Annotated in this window: 17 protein-coding genes and 1 pseudogene; 5 read left to right on the plus strand and 13 right to left on the minus strand. The window is 62.1% G+C overall.

Going from position 1 to position 18,916, the window contains the following annotated elements; translation table 11 throughout:
* Window positions 1-47: 47 nt before the first annotated feature.
* From XH89_RS27250 to rocD, 3 genes are all read left to right on the plus strand, one after another.
* The gene (locus XH89_RS27250; protein WP_194463452.1) at window positions 48-1,268 is read left to right on the plus strand and encodes a cytochrome P450; all 1,221 of its coding nucleotides are present in this window, start codon (window positions 48-50) and stop codon (window positions 1,266-1,268) included.
* A 6-nt stretch (window positions 1,269-1,274) separates the two neighbouring features.
* A complete protein-coding gene (locus XH89_RS27255) occupies window positions 1,275-1,952 on the plus strand; it encodes a potassium channel family protein (RefSeq protein ID WP_194463453.1) in 678 nt (225 codons plus the stop codon).
* Between the two features lie 243 nt (window positions 1,953-2,195).
* Window positions 2,196-3,410, plus strand: coding sequence for an ornithine--oxo-acid transaminase (gene rocD / locus XH89_RS27260; RefSeq protein WP_194463454.1), 1,215 nt, complete (start codon window positions 2,196-2,198; stop codon window positions 3,408-3,410).
* A 52-nt stretch (window positions 3,411-3,462) separates the two neighbouring features.
* Here the strand turns inward: rocD and XH89_RS27265 are convergent, their stop codons facing one another.
* The 8 genes and pseudogenes from XH89_RS27265 to XH89_RS27300 form a co-directional block, all read right to left on the minus strand.
* Window positions 3,463-4,023: a YbhB/YbcL family Raf kinase inhibitor-like protein gene (locus XH89_RS27265; RefSeq protein WP_210345229.1), complete on the minus strand. Its 561-nt coding sequence runs from the start codon at window positions 4,021-4,023 to the stop codon at window positions 3,463-3,465.
* A gap of 63 nt (window positions 4,024-4,086) precedes the next feature.
* Window positions 4,087-5,409 (minus strand): MFS transporter, encoded by a 1,323-nt coding sequence (locus tag XH89_RS27270; protein WP_194463455.1) that lies wholly within the window; start codon window positions 5,407-5,409, stop codon window positions 4,087-4,089.
* Window positions 5,410-5,478: 69 nt separating this feature from the next.
* On the minus strand, window positions 5,479-6,246 hold the full coding sequence (locus XH89_RS27275; protein WP_194463456.1) for an SDR family NAD(P)-dependent oxidoreductase: 768 nt from the start codon (window positions 6,244-6,246) through the stop codon (window positions 5,479-5,481).
* 28 nt (window positions 6,247-6,274) lie between these two features.
* Window positions 6,275-7,450, minus strand: coding sequence for a hypothetical protein (locus tag XH89_RS27280; RefSeq protein ID WP_194463457.1), 1,176 nt, complete (start codon window positions 7,448-7,450; stop codon window positions 6,275-6,277).
* A 9-nt stretch (window positions 7,451-7,459) separates the two neighbouring features.
* The gene (locus XH89_RS27285) at window positions 7,460-8,401 is read right to left on the minus strand and encodes a fumarylacetoacetate hydrolase family protein (RefSeq protein ID WP_210345230.1); all 942 of its coding nucleotides are present in this window, start codon (window positions 8,399-8,401) and stop codon (window positions 7,460-7,462) included.
* 122 nt (window positions 8,402-8,523) lie between these two features.
* A complete protein-coding gene (locus XH89_RS27290; protein ID WP_194463458.1) occupies window positions 8,524-9,495 on the minus strand; it encodes a LysR family transcriptional regulator in 972 nt (323 codons plus the stop codon).
* A 189-nt stretch (window positions 9,496-9,684) separates the two neighbouring features.
* Window positions 9,685-10,102, minus strand: a pseudogene (locus XH89_RS27295) (sugar phosphate isomerase/epimerase family protein); the annotation flags it as partial.
* A 314-nt stretch (window positions 10,103-10,416) separates the two neighbouring features.
* Window positions 10,417-11,793, minus strand: coding sequence for an FAD-binding oxidoreductase (locus tag XH89_RS27300; RefSeq protein ID WP_194463459.1), 1,377 nt, complete (start codon window positions 11,791-11,793; stop codon window positions 10,417-10,419).
* A 111-nt stretch (window positions 11,794-11,904) separates the two neighbouring features.
* Between XH89_RS27300 and XH89_RS27305 the strand changes: the two genes are divergently transcribed.
* Window positions 11,905-12,816: a LysR substrate-binding domain-containing protein gene (locus XH89_RS27305; protein ID WP_194463460.1), complete on the plus strand. Its 912-nt coding sequence runs from the start codon at window positions 11,905-11,907 to the stop codon at window positions 12,814-12,816.
* 104 nt (window positions 12,817-12,920) lie between these two features.
* On the opposite strand, the gene XH89_RS42145 is transcribed toward XH89_RS27305, so the two are convergent.
* Together XH89_RS42145 and XH89_RS41410 are read right to left on the minus strand one after the other, a co-directional pair.
* Entirely contained in the window at window positions 12,921-13,376 is a 456-nt protein-coding gene (locus XH89_RS42145) for a hypothetical protein (protein WP_371825179.1), read from the minus strand.
* A gap of 718 nt (window positions 13,377-14,094) precedes the next feature.
* Window positions 14,095-14,316 (minus strand): hypothetical protein, encoded by a 222-nt coding sequence (locus XH89_RS41410; protein ID WP_246767630.1) that lies wholly within the window; start codon window positions 14,314-14,316, stop codon window positions 14,095-14,097.
* On the opposite strand from XH89_RS41410, the gene XH89_RS27315 reads away from it, so the two are divergent.
* Window positions 14,302-15,495: a Spy/CpxP family protein refolding chaperone gene (locus tag XH89_RS27315; protein ID WP_246767631.1), complete on the plus strand. Its 1,194-nt coding sequence runs from the start codon at window positions 14,302-14,304 to the stop codon at window positions 15,493-15,495. The genes XH89_RS41410 and XH89_RS27315 overlap by 15 nt on opposite strands.
* Before the next feature lie 852 nt (window positions 15,496-16,347).
* On the opposite strand, the gene XH89_RS27320 is transcribed toward XH89_RS27315, so the two are convergent.
* The 3 genes from XH89_RS27320 to XH89_RS27330 all read right to left on the minus strand — a co-directional run bounded on the left by XH89_RS27320 (window position 16,348) and on the right by XH89_RS27330 (window position 18,867).
* Window positions 16,348-16,743, minus strand: a complete 396-nt coding sequence (locus XH89_RS27320; protein ID WP_246767632.1) for a cytochrome c family protein — start codon at window positions 16,741-16,743, stop codon at window positions 16,348-16,350.
* A 70-nt stretch (window positions 16,744-16,813) separates the two neighbouring features.
* Window positions 16,814-17,677 carry a sugar phosphate isomerase/epimerase gene (locus XH89_RS27325; protein ID WP_194463462.1) on the minus strand — a complete coding sequence of 288 codons (864 nt, stop codon included), beginning with the start codon at window positions 17,675-17,677 and terminating at the stop codon, window positions 16,814-16,816.
* Window positions 17,677-18,867, minus strand: coding sequence for a dihydrodipicolinate synthase family protein (locus XH89_RS27330; protein ID WP_194463463.1), 1,191 nt, complete (start codon window positions 18,865-18,867; stop codon window positions 17,677-17,679). Before XH89_RS27330 ends, XH89_RS27325 begins: the two co-directional genes overlap by 1 nt.
* Window positions 18,868-18,916 lie beyond the last annotated feature (49 nt).

Raw genomic sequence — 18,916 nt, forward strand, 5'->3', positions numbered from 1 at the left:
CGAAAGAGCGAAAACGGCATATCGGTGTCATCAGGCGAGTATGGCGGATGAACGCAAGTGCGAAAGAATTGGCGGCCAGTTTCGATCTGGCGAAGCTGACCAGCGACTTCTACGACGATCCCTATCCGACCTATCGTGCACTGCGGGAGAACGAACCGGTCAAGCGGCTTGCGAGCGGCACCGTATTCCTGACGCGTTACGACGATCTCGTCACCACCTACAAGAACACGAAGTCGTTCAGCTCGGACAAGAAACGCGAGTTCGCGCCGAAATATGGCGACACGCCGCTCTACGAACACCACACCACGAGTCTCGTCTTCAACGACCCGCCGGCGCACACCCGCGTGCGGCGGCTGATCATGGGCGCACTTTCGCCGCGCGCGATTGCCGGGATGGAGGGCGACCTCGTCAAGCTGGTCGATGGTCTGCTCGATAAAATCGCCTCGAAGGGCCATTGCGAGCTGATCGAGGATTTTGCCGCCTCGATCCCGATCGAGGTGATCGGCAATCTGCTCGACGTTCCCCATGAGGAGCGCGCGCCGTTGCGCGACTGGTCGCTGGCGATTCTTGGGGCGCTCGAGCCGGTCGTATCGACCGAGGCGGCCACGCGCGGCAACAAGGCGGTGACGGATTTCCTGGCCTATCTCGAAACACTGGTCGCCCGCCGCCGGCAAAAGCCGGGCAATCCTGATCGTGACGTGCTGACACGGCTGATCCAGGGGGAGGAGAACGGCGAGCGGCTGACGGAGAAGGAGCTGCTGCACAATTGCATTTTCCTGCTCAATGCCGGCCATGAGACCACGACCAATCTGATCGGCAACGGCCTCGTCGCGCTGGATCGGAATCCGGACCAGAAGCAGCGGCTGATCGACAACCCTGACATGATCAAGACCGCGGTCGAGGAGATCCTGCGCTACGAAAGCTCGAACCAACTCGGCAACCGCATGACCACCGAGCCGGTCGAGCTCGGCGGTGTCATGCTCGAGCCCGGCACATCGGTGACGCTGTGCATTGGAGCTGCCAACCGCGACCCTGCGCAGTTTCCCGACCCCGAACGCTTCGACGTCGCGCGCACGCCGAACCGGCATCTCGCCTTTGCCACCGGTGCGCATCAATGCGCCGGCATGGCGCTGGCGCGGCTCGAGGGCGCAATCGCGATCTCGCGGTTCCTGGCACGTTTTCCGAACTACGCCGTGAGCGGCCAGCCGGTGCGCGGCGGCCGCGTCCGCTTCCGCGGCTTCCTGAGCGTCCCCTGCGCGATCGGCTGAGGCACCATGACCATCGATCAATTGCGCGAGCGCTGGGCCGATCCCGCCCTGACGGTGCTGACAGTGCTGATGGTGATCATGATGTTCGTGGTCGCGCCGCTGCAGGCGCTGGGGTTGTTTGCGTTCCAGGTGTCCGAGCTCGTGCTGGCGCTGCTGCTCGTCGTCGGCATCTTCGTGATATCAGGCAGCCCGGTCGCGGTCATCGGCATGCTGATCGCCCTCGGCATGATCGTGACAGGCGCGATCTTGCGGATCAGATCGCCATCCATCCTCGACCTCAATCTGTTCGCAGGTTCCTGGTTCATCGTGGGAACGAGGATGGCCTGGGCGGTGGCGCGCCAGACCTTTGCGCCGGGACGGGTGACCTATCATCGCGTGATCGGCGCCGTGCTGCTCTATCTGACGGTCGCCGTCATCTTCGCGGCGCTCTACACCTTCATCGGCTCGCTCGATCCGGCCGCCTTTGTCAGCATGAAGGTGGAGGATAGTCCGAGGCTCGCAAGCGAGGTCATCTATTTCAGCTTCGCCACAATGACCACGACCGGATACGGCGACGTCGCGCCGCTTCATCCCGTCGCGCGCAGCCTGTGCAACATGGAAGCGATTTTTGGCCAGCTCTATCCGGCGACACTACTGGCGCGCCTGGTCACGCTCGAGATCGAGCATCGCAGGCAGGACTCGTAGATCACCGCCGCCGACCAAAAGTCGAAAACGACCCCATGCACAGTAGAACATGGGTCGGCGGAAGATCGCTTGTGGATCCACCGAACCATTTGACTTGGCACTCAAATCAGCGCCGGACGCGCAATCGCCCGGCCGCGCCCGCCATCGGCACTTGCAGGCTTCCACCCGGACAGGCTGATACCTACATCAGCTTGAGCACGGCCGCCGCTTCTGCCCCGGCGCGCAGCAATGGAGTGACGACAGATGAGCTCGTCGGTCATTGATCTCCTCGCCACGGAAGCACGCTTTGGCGCCCATAATTACCAGCCGATCGGGGTCGTCCTGACGCGCGGCGAAGGTGTCTGGGTCTGGGATACCGAAGGCAACCGTTATCTCGATTGCCTCTCGGCCTATTCGGCGGTCAGCCAGGGTCACTGCCACCCCAAGATCCTGGCGGCGATGGTGGAACAGGCACACCGGCTGACGCTCACCTCGCGGGCCTTCCACAACGACCAGCTCGCCCCGTTCTACGAAGAGATCGCAGCGCTGACCGGCTCCCACAAGGTTCTGCCGATGAACAGCGGTGCCGAGGCGGTCGAAAGCGCGATCAAATCGGTGCGCAAATGGGGCTATGAGGTGAAGGGCGTGCCGGACGGCCAGGCCGAGATCATCGTCTGCGCCAATAATTTCCACGGACGCACGCTGGGCATCGTCGGCTTTTCGACCGACCCCGAGACACACGGACACTTTGGGCCGTTCGCGCCCGGCTTCAAGATCATCCCGTTCGGCGACGCCGCGGCGCTGGAAGCGGCAATCACGCCAAACACCGTCGCCTTTCTGGTCGAGCCGATCCAGGGCGAAGCCGGCGTCATCATTCCTCCTTCAGGCTATTTCACGAAAGTGCGCCAGCTCTGCACCGCCAGCAACGTGATGCTGGTGCTCGACGAGATCCAGACCGGGCTCGGCCGCACCGGCAAGCTGCTCGCCGAGCAGCACGAGGGCATCGAGGCAGACGTGACGCTGCTCGGCAAGGCGCTGTCCGGCGGCTTCTATCCGGTGTCGGCCGTGCTCTCCAACAACGACGTGCTCGGGACATTGAGGCCCGGCCAGCATGGTTCGACCTTCGGCGGCAACCCGCTTGCCTGCGCGGTGGCGCGCGCGGCGATGCGCGTGCTGGTCGAGGAAGGCATGATCGAGAACGCGGCCACGCAGGGCGCGCGCTTTCTCGAAGGCCTCAAAGACATCCGCGCCAACACGATCCGCGAGGTGCGCGGACGCGGCCTGATGCTGGCGGTCGAGTTGCATCCCGAGGCCGGGCGCGCCCGCCGCTACTGCGAGGCGCTCCAGGCCAAGGGCATCCTCGCCAAGGACACCCATGAGCACACGATCCGGATCGCCCCGCCGCTGGTGATCACCAGCGACCAGGTCGACTGGGCGCTGGAGCGGTTTGCGACGGTCCTGACGCAGGATTTCTCTTGAGGATGACCGCGCCGGAAGCGCGCAATGCCCGCGGCGGCTCGACCGACCCGATCTACGGACTTTCGAAACGCGCAACGGTCCCTGCGGCCCCCTTCGCATGTCCTTTCAGCTCGCGGAGGAGCTCTTCCCGCGTTAGTCCTGGAGCAAGGGCGGAACGGTCGAGATCTGTTGCAATCAGCGTGATGACGTAGTGATGCTGCCCGGTGCCGCGGGCGGGACACGGCCCTAAATAGACGGTGGTTCCCAGAGTATTCTTACCCCCTACAAACTTGTCAGAAGCAGAGCCGAGCTCACCTTCCGCGAAGCCGGTCAGCGACGGTTCGATGCCGTACACGACCAGGTGCGACACGCCGAGACCGTTCATGCCCTGCTGGTCGTCCATCAGGGCCACAAGGCTTTTCGTTCCAGCGGGGACGCCAGACCAGCTCAGCGGCGGTGAAACGTTGTCGCCGATGCAGCTTGGAACATTGGGATTCTTCCCCGCATTTTTCGTCAGAAGTTTGCCGTTGTCATCGAACGCCGGCGACCTCAGCTCAAACAGCTCTTGGGCGAGAACCGAATCGACCGACGACAGGCAGAGAATGGCAACCGCGAACTTGGCAAAGATCGTCAAGGTGCTTCTCCCTTCATCTGCGCTTGGCAGGCCACGTTCCGCGCAATGCGAAATAGAATCGGGTCACTCCAGCGCTTTTCGCGAATTTTCGGGTGCGAGGAACACGCCGAGCAGGGCTAGACAGGCGATCACCTCGAAGTACAGGATCACCGGTGTGAAGCTCGTGCTTGAGCCCATCAGAGCGGTCCCGATCAGAGGCGCCAGTCCGCCTCCGAGCACAATCCCGACCTGCTTTCCCAGCGAGCTGCCGCTGACCCGAACCCTGGTCGGGAACAGCTCTGCCGTGAACGCCGCCTCCGGTGCGAACATCAACGCATGGACAAGGCCGAGCGACACGACGAAGCCCGCCACGATCGCCAGCGGTTCTCTGGTCAGCAATATCTGGAAGAAGACCGGATACCACGCGGCGGCGACCACGATGCCGAGAATGATAAACGGTCGGCGGCCGAGCTTGTCGCTGAACCCTGCGATCAACGGAACGGCGCACATCTCCACGATATTGGCGACCGTCACGCCCGATGTGATCGACGATTGGGGCATGCCGAGGGTCTTGACGGCATAGCCGAGCACGAAAACCGTGCTCATATAATTGAACGAGCTGTGCACCATATTGACGAGGCATGCCAGAAGGACCGGCTTCTTCCAGGACCTGAGAATCGTCAGCAGAGGAGTCCGGTCGTCTTCCGCTTTGGCATGGGTGGCGAGAAACAGCGCTGATTCATCCACCTGTGCGCGCACATAGGTGCCGATCAGGACCAGAGCCAGACTCAGGGCGAACGGCACCCGCCAGACCCAGTTCGCAAAGTCCTCCCGCGAATAAAGGAATCCGAGAAGAGCGATGAGGCCAGAGGCCGCAACGACGCCCACGGGACCCGAGGCATTGATCCAGGATGCGAAGAAGCCGCGCCGCGCAGACGGCGCGTTCTCGAGCGTCAGAGACACCGCATTCATGTATTCGCCACCGAACGCGAAGCCCTGGATGAAGCGAAGAACCACAAGTCCTGTTGGCGCCAGGAGCCCGATTGAATCGTAGCTCGGCAGGCAGCCGATGAGAAAGCTGGCCATGCCCATCAGCAGGAACGTCATCATCAGCATCGCCTTGCGGCCGACGCGGTCTCCATAGTGGCCGAAGACAATTCCTCCAAGCGGACGCGCAACAAAGCCGACGGCGAACGTCGCATAGACGGCCATCGTGCTCGCGACGGAGTCCATTTTTGGGAAAAAGAAGCGGTCGAAGACGATGGGAGCGGTGAACGCGTATACGAAGAAGTCATAGTGCTCGATAGCCGAACCAAGCGACGAGGCGATCGCCAGTCGCCTGAAGGCCGGCGACGATTTGGTCGGCAACGACGTCTCGATCACGCTTCCCTGGTCTACGGCCGTCATGTTTCTCTCCCTTTGTCGTTCCCCCGCGGCGTCGATTTCTGTTGTTCGACTGCCGCCAGTATCGTCCTGCTAGGCGCCCACCATCGCAAGCCCGCCATTGCAGAGCAGGAATTGTCCGGTCATGTGCCGCGAATCGTCCCCTGCCAGGAATAGCGTCGGGCCGATCATGTCTTCCGGCGTCGCGATCCGGCCGAGCGGCGTCTGCTTCAGGATCTCGTCGCGGCGGCCGTTCTTCCAGTCGTACCGGTTTTTCAGCGCCTCGGTCTCCATGAAGGCCGCGCCCAGCGTGTTCACCCGCACCTTCGGTGCCAGCGCCCGCGCATATGACTTGGTCAGGCCGATCACGCCGTACTTGGCCGCGGCGTATTGCGGCGCGCGCGGGCTTCCTGCGATCACCACCTGGGAGCCGATGTTGACGATCACCCCGCCCGCTCCGTCGAGCATTCGCGAGCCGACTTCATGGATCATGAACATCGTACCCTTGATGTCGACGGCCAGCGTGTGATCGATCACCTTCTCGTCGAACTGGCGCCAGGACACCTGGTCCAGCGCCATGTCCCCGACATTGTTGACGAGAATATCGAGGCCGCCCAAAGCCTCGAAGGAGGTTTTCGTGATGTGCAGGACGTCTGCATGGCTGGAGATGTCGCCCCTGACAATCGCGGCCTTTTGCCCCAAAGCCCGAACTTCGCCGGCAACCTCCTCCGCACCCGCGGCTGAGCTGTTGTAGTGCACGACAACGTCGGCACCTTCGCGAGCGAAAGCCAGCGCCAGGGCGCGGCCAAAGCCGCGACCCGCGCCGGTCACCAGGACTTTCCTGTCAGCGAATTTCTTCATCGGCGTTTCCAATCAAGATTGAGCGCGGTCACGAGACCTGCCGGGCGAGCTCCAGGAATTCCGCATCGCTGACCAGCCGCTGCTTCGCCATGGCGAGTTTTTTCACTTCCGCCAGAAGTCTGGCATGCGCTCCTGGGGGAGCTTCGATGCCAAGCTCCCTGCACTTGATGGCGATCGAGGCGGCGCCGCTCTTCTTCCCGAGCACGATGCCTCGCGACGTGTTCAAGAGCTCAGACGAATAGGGCTCGATTGCCTGCGGAATGTGAAACTGCGCCGCCACCGCACCGGTTTCGCGGATGAACAGGTTGCGGCCGACGGCCGCCTTCCACGGCTCGAGCTCATATGAGGCGATTTGGCGCAGACGTTTTGATGCATCGCGGACGCGCGCGAGATCAATGCCCGTCGAGATTCCGTAGAGCAGCTCCAGCGTCAGCGCGATCTCGGGCAGATTGGCGTTGCCTGCTCTCTCGCCGATGCCGTCGATGGTGCCGTGGATCCAGGACGCACCCGCGTTAATCGCCGCAACAGCGCAGGCAGTCGCGAGGCCGAAATCGTTGTGGCCATGAAAATGCACCGGAACGGTGCCGGCCCACGACTTTACCTGGCGGACCAGGAAGTCCACGGCTTCCGGACAGGCGATGCCAAGCGTGTCGACGATCGCCAGCTCTCTCGCGCCGGCCTCGATCGCCGTCTTATAGGCGGTCTCGAAGAACTCCAGATCCGCGCGCGTCGAGTCGACACCGAAAAACGCAACATTGAGGCCGTTCTTTGCGCCGAAGGCGACCGCATCTTTGATGCGCTTTAGCACGGTCTCGCGCGCAACCTCGAGAGCGCCGAGCTTCGCGTCGGAAATCGGAGCCTCGATCACCAGATGCTTCAGCCCGAGATCGGCGACCGCGGCGACATCCTCGATGATCGCGCGCGCAAAGCCCCAGAGCTCCGCTTTCAGACCGGCGGCGGAAATCGCCCTGATGGCCTCTTTATCTTCGTCGGACACGCGAGGGAAACCAGCCTCTATCCGTCCGACCCCGAGCCCGTCCACCAGTTTTGCGATTTCCAGCTTCTGCTCGACGCCGAACACCACGCCGACCGCCTGCTCCCCGTCGCGCAGTGTCGTGTCATAGAAGCCCGCGGATGGCTTGGGCCTGCCGGCAAGAGCCGTTTCGTTGAGAGAGCCGGTCCATATCCTCGATCTATCAATCATGCCCACACCTCAGAACTTTTGGAACTCGGGGGCAGGCGCGCCGTGCCCCTCTTCCCAGGAAATCACCCGGTTGCGGAGCATGCCGATTTTCTCGATCTCGGCTTCGATGACGTCGCCGGGTTTGAGATACCAGGCCTGCGGGTTGGCGCTGAACGCGGCAACGCCGGAGACCGTGCCGGTGGTAAGGATATCGCCCGCGGAAAAACCTGCCGGCGAGAACTTGGACAGCAGTTGGGGCAGGGTCACCGACATGTGGCTGGTGTTCGACACCTGCCGCTTCTCGCCGTTGACGCGCAGTTCGATGTTCAGATTGTATGGGTCAGGTATCTCGTCGGCGGTGACGATCCAGGGCCCAAATGGGCAGAACGTGTCGATCGACTTGGAGAAGCTGAAATTCGCCGACTCCATCTCGCGCCGCTGGATGTCACGGGCGGTAATATCGTTGAAGATCACGTAGCCGCCGATGTAGTCCTTGGCCTCGGCTTCGCTGAAATGTTTGCCGGACCTGCCGAGCACGACACAGAGCTCGATCTCGTAGTCGAGTTCCTTGGTCAGATGCTCGGGGTAGATGATCGGATCGTCTGGTCCGATGATCGCATCGACGTTCTGGAAGAAAACAATCCAGGGCTTGATCGCCGCCACCCAGTTCGACCGATCGCCTTCGTGCGCGTGCTCGGCGTAATTGCCTGCGGTGTGGAAGATCTTCTTTGGAATTATCGGCGCCTGAAGCATCACATCTTTTAAGGCGAAACGGCGCGTCGTCTTGGCGCGCTCGGCAAACTCCTGAACCGGCGCCCCCATCTCGAACAACGCTCGCATGTTGGGCACATTGAGGACGACCACCTCGTCCCCTTCCAAGGCGCCAACGAGCTGCTCCTGCCCCACTTTGAATGTCGTAAGCTTCATAAAATCGATCTCCGCACGACCAAAACCGGCGGGCCAGATGTTCAAGATCGCAGCGGGATTGGTATCCCGCGTGTTCGGCGATCTTGTTCTCCTCCCATGGGCAGAGACCGTAGTCAGCGGCTATCTATGCGTCCAATACGATCTTTTTCGAAAACCATGCATTTTTGTTATACAACTGGGCGACCGCCCTGCTTGGGCAAGTCCACGCGCTTTCGGACGGCGAACTCGTCCTTCGAGATCCTGCGCAGGATTTCGAGAACGCGCGCAGCTACCGGTGAGAGGGTTTCGTTGCGTCTCCACATCACGCCGACCGGCCGCTGGTTCTCGACGCCTTTCAGCGGGGTTATGCACAAGCGACGAGCCGCCACCTCGACCCCGACGAGTTCTCGCGCCATGAGCGACACGCAATCCGTGCTCATGACGATGGCTTTGATGGCGAGGATCGAGTTCGTGTTGATACTCTGCGTCGGCCAGCCGAGATTTGAACTGGCAAACACGCGCTCCATTTGCTGCCTGAATGCACTGCCGCCGGCGGGCAGCACCCAGCGCACGTCTCTGAGATCCGAGAGCCGGACGCTCGCACGCCTCGCGATGGGATGATCCGGGCGGGTGATAAGTCCCCAGTCGGAGCGAAAGAGTTCTTCTTCCGCCAACTCCTGATAAGCCGATCCGCCCCCGATCCTGCTCACGACAAGATCGACATGGCCGCGCCGCAACATTTCGGCGATTTCGCTGTCGAGGCCTTCGGTCACGGAAACGTGGATCTTTGGCGCGGCCTTGACCAGGATTTCGAGCGCGCGCGGAACAATTCCGGCGGCGGTGATGGGTGTCACGCCGAGCTTGACTGCCCCTTCGAGGCCCAGGCTTCTCAGACGTGTATCTTCCCGAGCGCGTTCCAGAAGCGCTTCCAACGCTTCGGCATGAAAGACGAGCGCCGTCCCCATCGCGTTCAACTGCGCGCCCTGTCGGCCGCGTTCGAGCACCTTCGCCCCAACCTCCCGTTCGAGCAAAGCAATGCTGCGCGACAGCCCGGGCTGGGAGACGTTCAACGCCGCCGCGGCAGCGCTGAACGAGCCGTGTCTTGCCACGGCGAGGAGATCAAGAAGACGGCGAGGATCGATCCTGACGTGAGGTGCCATTTAACTGCTCGCTAGCTGGAGCCGACCTCGCCACTATGGCATGATTCCGCCGCTACACTTCGCGTCTTGAAACGATGAGTCTCGCCTGCGAGCGCTGGGATTCGAGCAGCGTCCGCAGCTGACGGCGCGCCTCTCCCCACGGAGAGGTGAACCGCCGCTAGGCATGGATTTAACCCAAACTCATACGTTTTAGACCACCGTCTTGTGCCGCTCGATGCAGGTGCGCAGCACCTCATCCATCGGCCCACCAGTCGTTCGAGAAAATCTCGATCTCCGAGAAGCCGGTATAGCCCTGCGCCTCGACGGCGGCGCGCACCGATTTGATGTCGATGACGCCATCGCCCATCATGCCACGGTCGTTGAGGATGTCCCTGGTCGGGACCAGCCAGTCGCAGACGTGGAACGCGAGCAGCCGGTCTTTACCTGCGCGCGCGATCTGATCCTTCAGCTCCGGGTCCCACCAGATGTGATAGACATCGAGCGCGACGCCGAGCATGCCGCTGAGCCGTTCCGGATCGAGGCGATCGCAGATGTCGAGCGCCTGCTTGGTCGTGTTGACGCAGGCCCGGTCGGCCGCATAGGCGGGATGCAACGGCTCGATCGCCAGCGAAGCCCATGACAGCGCCACCCGCCGTCATCAGGAAAAGACCAATCAGCGCCACACGCTTGGCTCCGAGCTTTTGACCGAGCATCCCGCCTGGTACGGCAATCGCCACGCCAGGCAATGAGTGCAGTCCAATCAAGAGCCCAAGCGCTGCATAATCGATCGCCAGCGCCACGACAAGGAAAGGGCCAGCGGAGGCCACCGCCTGGAACTGAATTGCGAGCGCTGTGCGAGCGAGAAAAAGGACAAGTAGAATGAGCCATCGCCTGTCAGGCATATACGACATCGTCCCATTTTGACCGCCAACACGATTTCAGTCAGACCAATGGCCTGATATTTTGATTCATGCGGAAAAAGTTCTTGGGATCGTACTTGTTCTTCAGCTCGCGAAGACGACGGTAATTTGGCCCGTAGGCGGCGGGAATGGGATCGATGCCTTCATCATCCCCGAGATAGTTCACGTATCTGGCTGTCGCGGCGAAGGGCTCCATCTGTGCGTAGGTATCGCGGGTCCAGGCAATGCATCGATCGGTCATCTCAGCATCCAGCCATTGGGTCAGGATCAGGAAGTTGTAGCCCTCTTGTCGATGCGGGAATGCCGTTTCATCGACGCCGACGCGCACTGCGGCGCCGTGAACGTGCTCGACAAGAAGCTGGCCCATCGGAGTCGGGCAGCGGGCGAAACAGGCGATCATGGTCCCTATCGCGTCATCGCTGAGTTCTCGCAGGAAGGTAGATTTCCAGTAGTTGAATGCGCCCTTGGGATAGCCTGCGTCCAGCATGCTGTTGAGCTCGCAATAGTCCATGGGACCGATCCCGTCCAATGCCGGAGTACCGAATTGCTTGAGCGGACGCACCGCCAATTCGCCGGCCGCAAGCGGACCGCAATGACACGTCACCATCGCCGCCAGTTTCATGCCCGAGCCATCAGGTGCATGAGCCAACGTGGCGATCAGAATCTGCTCATCCGGAAGCGACGATGTGCTTTCGCGGAACAGCGACAGCACGTCACGGCTACGATCGAACGGGTGCGCGATCAGACCGCCCGTGATGCTGGGCCCTATTGGGTGAAGCTGATATTCCAGCGTGGTGGCGATACCAAAATTGCCGCCGCCACCACGAGCAGCCCAAAACAGGTCCGGTTCGTCCGTTTTGCTGGCGCGCATCAATTCGCCCTCGGCGTTGACCAACTCGAGCGAGGACAGGTTGTCGAGAGCCAGACCATATTTGCCCATCAGCCAGCCGAGCCCCCCGCCAAGGGTCAACCCTGCGATTCCGGTGCTCGAAACGACCCCTCCGGTGACCGCCAGGCCGTGCCGCTGGGTTTCGCGATTGAGCTCTGCCCAGGTGACACCGCCCTGTGCGCGCACCGTTCGACGTTCGGGGTCGACGCGGATTGCTTTCATCCGAGAGAGATCGATCATCACGCCGCCGTCGATCGTGGCACGTCCTGCCACGTTGTGACCACCGCCACGCACCGCAACCTCGAGCCCAAGCCGTTGGGCGAGCCTCACCGCATCGGTGACATCGGATATATCGCGGCATTGCGCGATGAGCGCTGGCCGTTTGTCGACCAGCCCATTGTGGACTTTTCTTGCCTCCTCGTAGCCCGCATCACCAAGCTGCATCAGTGAGCCGCGGAAGGTCTTACCAAACTCCGCCGCCTCAGCGGCAACCGATCGGACGGTCGTCATGGTGCGCTACCCCTTCGTTGTTCATCGTCTCTAGTCACGCGCTCATTGCGGTTGGAAGGCAAATTCAAAGAATTTGGCTTGAAGATGAATATAATTCATCTAGGCTGGGGCATGACCAAGTTGCCGCCGCTAATCGAACTACGGGCGTTTGAGGCTGCCGCGCGCCACCTCAGCTTCAAGAAGGCTGCCTCCGAACTCGGCGTCACGCCGACTGCGATCAGCCACCAAATTCGGTTACTGGAGCAATATTGCGGAAAGGCACTGTTTCGGCGCAGACCGAGACCACTATCGTTGACAGAGGCCGGCGCTCGGCTGTTTCCGGTCGTGCGGGATGGTCTCGAAGGCTTCGCCACCGCTCTCGGCAAGATCAGGCGCAAAGACGATCGGCAGGCCCTTCGTATCACGACAACGAACGCATTTGCCGCGCGATGGCTCGTGCCACGTCTGCCGCACTGGAGAAAGCAGCGCCCGGATGCGCCGCTAGATATTATCGGCACCGACAGCGTTCTTGACTTACCTGCGGGGGACGCGGACGTCGCGATCCGCTATGCCACGTCCCGCCAAGCGCCGCGGGAGGGCATCGCAGAAGAGTTTTTGAGCGACACGTATTGGCCCGTGTGCAGCCCTGACTTGCTTCCCGCCGGAGGCCGGCTGAAGAATGCCGCCGATCTTCGAAAGCAGGTCCTCGTTCACTCCTATTGGTTTCCGTCTGACATCGACCCACCTAGCTGGCAGCGATGGCTCTCCGTCGCCAGGCGCAGGTGGCGCAACCTGCCCAACTTCGCTGACATGCAACATCTGAGTTTCCGAGAGGAGCTTCACGCGATCGAGGCGGTCGTCGCCGGCCAGGGCGTCGGGATCTTTAGCGATGTGCTCGTGGCAGCCGAACTCGCCTCCGGCGCACTGGTAAAGGCATTTGATCTCAGTTTGCCCGGATACCAGTTCTACGTCGTCCGCAGACCAAGCCATCCGCGCGAAAAGATCATTCGAGCATTCTCCGCTTGGCTGCTATCAGTGCGATAGCCTCGGAGTGCCCCGCAATAACAGAGAGAACCTGTATGTCCGGGCCGCTCCGCTCTGCGAGAAGTGCGGCGGAATGGAATTCAGGCGACAACCTCTTTCTGACTTCACACCGCGGAAATCGTCTTCCGCCCCGTGTCATTCGCGTTTGTGGTCCCTTGAGTCCGCTCGATCTCGTTCGAAGTGACGGCATTGCATTGCTGGAAGTAAGAAGACAACTCAAGTTCAGCAAGGTGATCCCAATATTCTGCCTCAGCGAGCAGCTTCCACTTGTTCATGCTGTTATATGCGGCCTGTTGGCGGCACAGTGAGCTCATCGCACGCAAGCGTCGCACCTTCTCCACTGCGAACCTCCCTTCGCGCTTGCTTGGCTTACAAGCGCATTTATTGTCACAGCTTCGCAGATTGAATTGACGCGTGCTAGCCCGGTGTTTGACGGTCATCGATGATAGCGCAATCGTCTGACTTTTCGCCGGACAATCGGGCCGAATGATACTTCCATCGGCACCGGCAAAAGGCGCTTCGCAAAATATCAGCGCGTCCGGGCCGACCGAGAGCCCCATGGGCGCATGGCATTCGTCTGGAGAATTAACGGTTCCAGCTCCGCCGATCGAAACGATTTTGCTTTATCCGAAGCGCATAGCTTCAGCCTGAGGGCAATGTTGAGTTCTCAGCGCCGCAGCCCATTCGGCCAGCGCTGTGCGCGGGCGTACGACATGACTCGCATCGGACGACAGACTCCCACGTCGCAGGGGCTTGCCTGCGTCGGAAGATCGCAGGGCGGCAGTCAACAACGAACCGTTTCGTCGGCTGCGCGTTGAAAATTGTGGGCGATTACGAGCTGGGAGCGACAACATGCTTCCGCGTTGCGTTTGCCTTACGGCTGTTTTAGTTGGTGTCTCGATGTTGACGGCGAGCGCCGGTGCGCTTGCCCAAGGGCCCGGGCAAGGTCATGGCAAAGGCGGGCCGCCCGGTCCGGCCGCAGCGCCGGCAGTACGGCCAGCAGCGCCACCCGCCATGGCCCGGCCGGCGGCACCGCCCGCCATGGCTCGTCCCGCCGCGCCGGCATTCCATCCCCCGGCCATGCCGCAGCGACCGGCCATGGCACCACACCCGGCGCCGCATATTGCCTCGCCGCCGCCGCGTCCGACCCCACATTTCGCTGCGCCGCCGCGAGCGGCCCCGCACGTGGCAGCACCACGGCCAGAATTCCATCGCTCGCCGGCGGCGCCGCAACGCCCGGCGATGGCGCCCCGGCCGACGCCGCACATCGCCGCCCCCTCAGGCCCGGTTGCATCGCCGGCCGTAAACGAGCGGCTTTCGCGGCGGGATCAGATCGAACAGCGCGCGCAACAGCGCCAGCAGATGGTGCAGCAGCGGCAGCGCGAGATGCTGTCGCGCCAGACCACGGAACGCCAGACCCGGATCGATCGCCTGCAGCAGCGCGTGCAGCAGCTCCAGTCCCAGAAACCGGAAGGCGCGCGGGCGTTGCGCGCGCAGCAACGGACGCTCCAGACGCAGAACCGCCTGCTCGAGCGTGAGCAGCGCGCGCAGCAGAGCGACCTGGCGCGACAACAGCGGCTCGGACTACAAGCTCCGGCCGCGCCGGCGACAGCGACCGCCGCTGCTGCCCAGGCCGCCCAGCGCGGGCGGTTTGCCGAGCGCTTCCGCGAGCAGGCCCCTGCGCAAGCCCAAGCGGCGCTCACCACCCGCCAGAGCGGCTGGGCTCCCCGGCAGGCCTGGCGACATCGGCATCCCGCGGTGTTCGTCGCGTGGCTTGGGCCGGTGTTCTGGCCTTACGCCTATTCAGACATTTTCGACTACACATTCTGGTCCTATGCCTACGAGCCAGGCTATTGGGCGTACGCCTATGACGACTTCGTCGACACCGTGTTCTGGGGGGGTGACAGCCCCTACTCTGCATATGCCAGCACCAACCCGTCTGACTATCCGCAGGCTGGCGGCGGCTACCGCGCGCGCCAGCGCGCCAGCGCGAGTCCACAAACGCTCCAGCAATTGTGCGGAACACCGGACAAAGGCGTGACCGCCTGGCCACTTGCGGATATCGCACGAGCCGTGCAGCCGACACCAGAGCAGCGCGCGCTGCTCGACGAATTGAAGACCGCGGCGGCGAAGGCTGCCGATATCTTCAAGGATTCCTGTGCGGAGACCTATGCACTGACGCCACCTGGCCGCCTGCGCGCGATGATGAACCGCATCAGCGCGACGCTGGAAGCCGTCAAGATCGTGCGACCGGCACTGGAGAATTTCTACAACTCGCTGAGTGACGAGCAGCAGGCGCGCTTCAACGCGCTCGGCCCCAATGTCGGAGACCGCTCGCAGCAGCAAGCCAGCGCCGAGAACTGCGGCGATCCGAAATCCGGCCTGACCGAATTTCCGATCCAAAGGATCGAGGCTGTGCTGCATCCCGCCGGCAAGCAGAAAGAGGCGCTCGATCGCCTCAGCGAAGCGACGGCAAAGGGCGTCGAGGGCCTCCAGGCGGCCTGTCCGAACGATGCGCCGCTGACGCCGGTCGGACGGCTGGAGGCGATGCAGCAGCGGCTCGAGGCCATGCTGTCGGCCGCCAAGCTGGTCGAACCCGCCCTGGACGAGTTCTACGCAACGCTGAGCAGCGAACAGAAGGCGCGCTTCAACACGCTGCAACAGGTCGCAAGCCCGTGAGGGTGGCGCGACACGCCCTCGTTGCTATTTTCGCACCGGCCGAACGACATCGGGTGCTTTCCGCCGCGCCCGTTGATCGTTGACGCCACTGACTACCGCATTCGATCTGGCGCAGACCGTGGCAAGGCTGCGGCATCGCGATCATCCTGCTTGGATGCTGACGGCTCTCTACCCCTCGTTGGTGGTACTCCATCAGAGACGTCGCCGGGCAGAGCCTTGAAATGCAGCGATGGCTTTTTGCCGGTTCAACCCGGCGTCAGTTCGGCATCGCGAAAGTGCAACGGCGCTGACCTTTCACAATTCGATTGAACCTTTGCGAAATACCTCGGACCAATGGTTAAGGAGTTCACATGGCTCCAAGTGGGCAGGGATTATCGTAAGCATGGAATTGCGGTGGGAATATCTCTAATCCAAGAGGGGAAATCCCATGAAAAGAATGTTTCTGATAGTGACCGCCATTTCGAGCATTGGAAGCGTGACGGTCAATCACGCCAACGGATGCGCACTACAGCGCCCAACTTTCGAAGTTACAGGCTTCCCGATCTCCCGGCATCAGGTAGCGGTGCTGGGCTCGGCCCAGGTGGAGGAGAGTGCGGCTACACCAACGCTCATGTTAGCTGGGATGCCGGCTTCTCCCAATCAGATTGCGATTCTGACGCCACGCCCGAAAGCACTGAAAATAGCCGACGCTTCAGCAGATGACAGTCTCCTCACCGTTGGTATGACGAGACCGAGCTCGCGCGTTAGCACTGCAAAGGCATCGTGCGGCTCCGAGTGATCTGCGCGAATCACCCAATATCTTGCGCCCCGCCTTCGGGCGGGCTTTTTTTTGCTTGGACGTGAGCGACAGCCTTATTGGGATCGCATCGATTGCAGAAAATGCACGATCTTTTTCCGATCTTCAACGGACGCAAGGCCTCCGTAGGGAGCCATTTTATTTCCAGGAACGACATCATCTGGATTGGCTATGAAGCCCGCGAGTTTTGCTTCATCCCAGATGAAATCACTGTCCCTCATCGCTGACGAATAATTATACTCCGCCAGCGACCCTGCTTTTCTTCCAATGATCTGGTGCAAGTTAGGACCGAGACGATTGTCGTCCTTTTGGGTCGAATGGCAAGTTCGACAAGCGTTGTTGAACAACTGCTGCTCCGCGCCTGTCGAGAGAACATCCTGAGCCGAAAGCGAGGACGACGATAGCAACATTGCGCTCGATATCACGAGGCCCGGCCAGCCGATACGCTTCATGCCAACCTCCCATCGCCTCCGAAGGGGCGCGCTTCAACACGCCAAGCCCGCGAGGTAGCGCCCGTAGAAGCTAAACCACCGTCTTGTGCCGTTCAATGCAGGTGCGCAGCACCTCGTCCATCGGCTTGTTCCACCAGTCATTGGAGAAGATTTCGATCTCCGAATAGCCGGCAAAGCCCTGTGCCTCGACAGCGGCGCGCACCGATTTGATGTCGATGACACCATCGCCCATCATGCCGCGGTCGTTGAGAATATCTCTCGTCGGCACCAGCCAGTCGCAGACGTGGAACGCGAGCAGGCGATCATTGCCTGCGCGCGCGATCTGGCCCATCAGCTCCGGGTCCCACCAGATGTGATAGACGTCGAGCGCGACACCGAGCATGCCGGTGCGATCAGGGTCGAGCCGGTCGCAGATGTCGAGCGCCTGCTTGGTCGTGTTGACGCAGGCACGGTCGGCGGCATAGGCCGGATGCAAAGGCTCGATGGCCAGCGGAAGCTTTGCCTGTTTGGCATAGTCAAGCATCTCGGCGAGAGCCTCCTCGACCTGCCCGCGCGCTGCCGCAATATCCTTCGACGCCTCGCTGCCGGGACGCGAATATTGCGGCAGGCCGCCCACGACCAGCACGATGCAGGGCGCGCCGAGCGCCTTGGCCTCGTCCACACAGCGGCGGTTGTCGTCACGCACTTCGGTGCGGCGCGATGCATCCGAGGTGAACATGCCGCCGCGGCAATAGCCTGACAGAGCAAGGCCGGCGTCGCGCACCGCGTGCGCCGCGCGGTCGAGGCCGACGGCGGCGACCTGATCGCGCCAGGGATCGATGGCGCGGATGCCGTGCCTGGCGCAGGCGTCGATGATCTGGAGGAGATCACCCTGCTTGCGGACCGTCGCCGTGTTGAGCGACAGCCAACGATGATCGGACGAGAAATCGCGCATCAGTCTTCCAATCCGTGCGAGGCGAGCACAGTCTTCATCCGCCGCGTCGCCAGTTCAGGATTGGCGAGCAGGCCGGCCTGATCGGCAAGCCGGAACAGTTCGGCCAGATGCAGCATCGAGCGGGCGCTCTCCTGCCCGCCGACCATGGTGAAATGGTCCTGGTGGCCGTTGAGATAGGCCATGAAGACGACGCCGGTCTTGTAGAAGCGTGTCGGCGCCTTGAAGATGTGGCGCGACAGCGGCACGGTCGGTCCCAGGACGTCGTGGAAGCCGGCCTCGTCGCCGGTCGCCAGCCGCGACAGCGCATAGGACGCCGCCGGCGCAATGGCATCGAAGATGCCGAGCAGCGCGTGTGAAAAGCCCTGGTCATCGCCGGCGATCAGCTCCGCGTAATTGAAATCGTCGCCGGTGTACATCTTGATGCGCTTGTCGAGGCGGCGGCGCATGTCGATCTCGCGCTGTTTGTCGAGCAGCGAGACCTTGACGCCATCCACCTTGCCGGCGTTGCCGTTGATGATGGCGACGGCCGTATCCATCGCCTTGTCGAGATCTTTGGTGCCCCAATAGCCCGTCAGCGCCGGATCGAACATGTCGCCGAGCCAGTGAATGATGACGGGCTCGCGGACCTGCGAGAGCACGCGGTCATAGACCTTCGCGTAATCATCGGCATTGCGGCCGAGCTTGGCCAGCGCGCGCGACGCCATCAGGATGATGCGGCCGCCGACCTTCTCGACTGCCGCGATCTGCTTCTCATAGGCGCGGATCACGTCGTCGAGACTTTTGGCGTCCTCGACCGCGAGATGATCCGTCCCGGCGCCGGAGAACACCAGCGCGTTGCGCCGCTTGGCGGCGCCAACCGAGCGTGTGATCAGTTCCAGCGAGGTCGGCCAGTCCAGCCCCATGCCGCGCTGCGCGGTGTCCATGGCCTCGGCGACGCCGAGGCCGAGATCCCAGACGTGCTCGCGAAAGGCGATGGTCTTGTCCCAGTCGACGGCGACCGAAAGCCAGGGATCGTTGTCGGCGAAGGGATTGGCGACGGTGTGCACGGCCGAGAAGGCGATGCGGTTCAGCGGCCCTTCGAGCTTGGCGGGGAAGGTACGCGAGGCCGCGAGCCGATAGGTCTCGATCGAGCGATCGGCTTTGGGCAGCTTCAGCGACAGGGACGACATTGGCAGGACGGGTTTGTTCATGATCTCGGACCTCTCTCCGTCATTGCGAGGAGCGAAGCGACGAAGCAAT

Source organism: Bradyrhizobium sp. CCBAU 53340 (assembly GCF_015291645.1).
GTDB lineage: Bacteria > Pseudomonadota > Alphaproteobacteria > Rhizobiales > Xanthobacteraceae > Bradyrhizobium.

Excerpts from the sequence above, each read along its gene's own strand:
- XH89_RS27325 (WP_194463462.1), bottom strand. The coding sequence starts at position 17,677 with ATGCGCGATTTCTCGTCCGATCATCGTTGGCTGTCGCTCAACACGGCG.
- XH89_RS27320 (WP_246767632.1), bottom strand. The coding sequence starts at position 16,743 with ATGAAGCGTATCGGCTGGCCGGGCCTCGTGATATCGAGCGCAATGTTG.
- XH89_RS27290 (WP_194463458.1), bottom strand. The coding sequence starts at position 9,495 with ATGGCACCTCACGTCAGGATCGATCCTCGCCGTCTTCTTGATCTCCTC.
- XH89_RS42145 (WP_371825179.1), bottom strand. The coding sequence starts at position 13,376 with ATGGGGCTCTCGGTCGGCCCGGACGCGCTGATATTTTGCGAAGCGCCT.
- XH89_RS27330 (WP_194463463.1), bottom strand. The coding sequence starts at position 18,867 with ATGAACAAACCCGTCCTGCCAATGTCGTCCCTGTCGCTGAAGCTGCCC.
- XH89_RS27250 (WP_194463452.1), top strand. The coding sequence starts at position 48 with ATGAACGCAAGTGCGAAAGAATTGGCGGCCAGTTTCGATCTGGCGAAG.
- XH89_RS27255 (WP_194463453.1), top strand. The coding sequence starts at position 1,275 with ATGACCATCGATCAATTGCGCGAGCGCTGGGCCGATCCCGCCCTGACG.
- XH89_RS27270 (WP_194463455.1), bottom strand. The coding sequence starts at position 5,409 with ATGACGGCCGTAGACCAGGGAAGCGTGATCGAGACGTCGTTGCCGACC.
- rocD (WP_194463454.1), top strand. The coding sequence starts at position 2,196 with ATGAGCTCGTCGGTCATTGATCTCCTCGCCACGGAAGCACGCTTTGGC.
- XH89_RS27305 (WP_194463460.1), top strand. The coding sequence starts at position 11,905 with ATGACCAAGTTGCCGCCGCTAATCGAACTACGGGCGTTTGAGGCTGCC.
- XH89_RS27280 (WP_194463457.1), bottom strand. The coding sequence starts at position 7,450 with ATGATTGATAGATCGAGGATATGGACCGGCTCTCTCAACGAAACGGCT.
- XH89_RS27275 (WP_194463456.1), bottom strand. The coding sequence starts at position 6,246 with ATGAAGAAATTCGCTGACAGGAAAGTCCTGGTGACCGGCGCGGGTCGC.
- XH89_RS27300 (WP_194463459.1), bottom strand. The coding sequence starts at position 11,793 with ATGACGACCGTCCGATCGGTTGCCGCTGAGGCGGCGGAGTTTGGTAAG.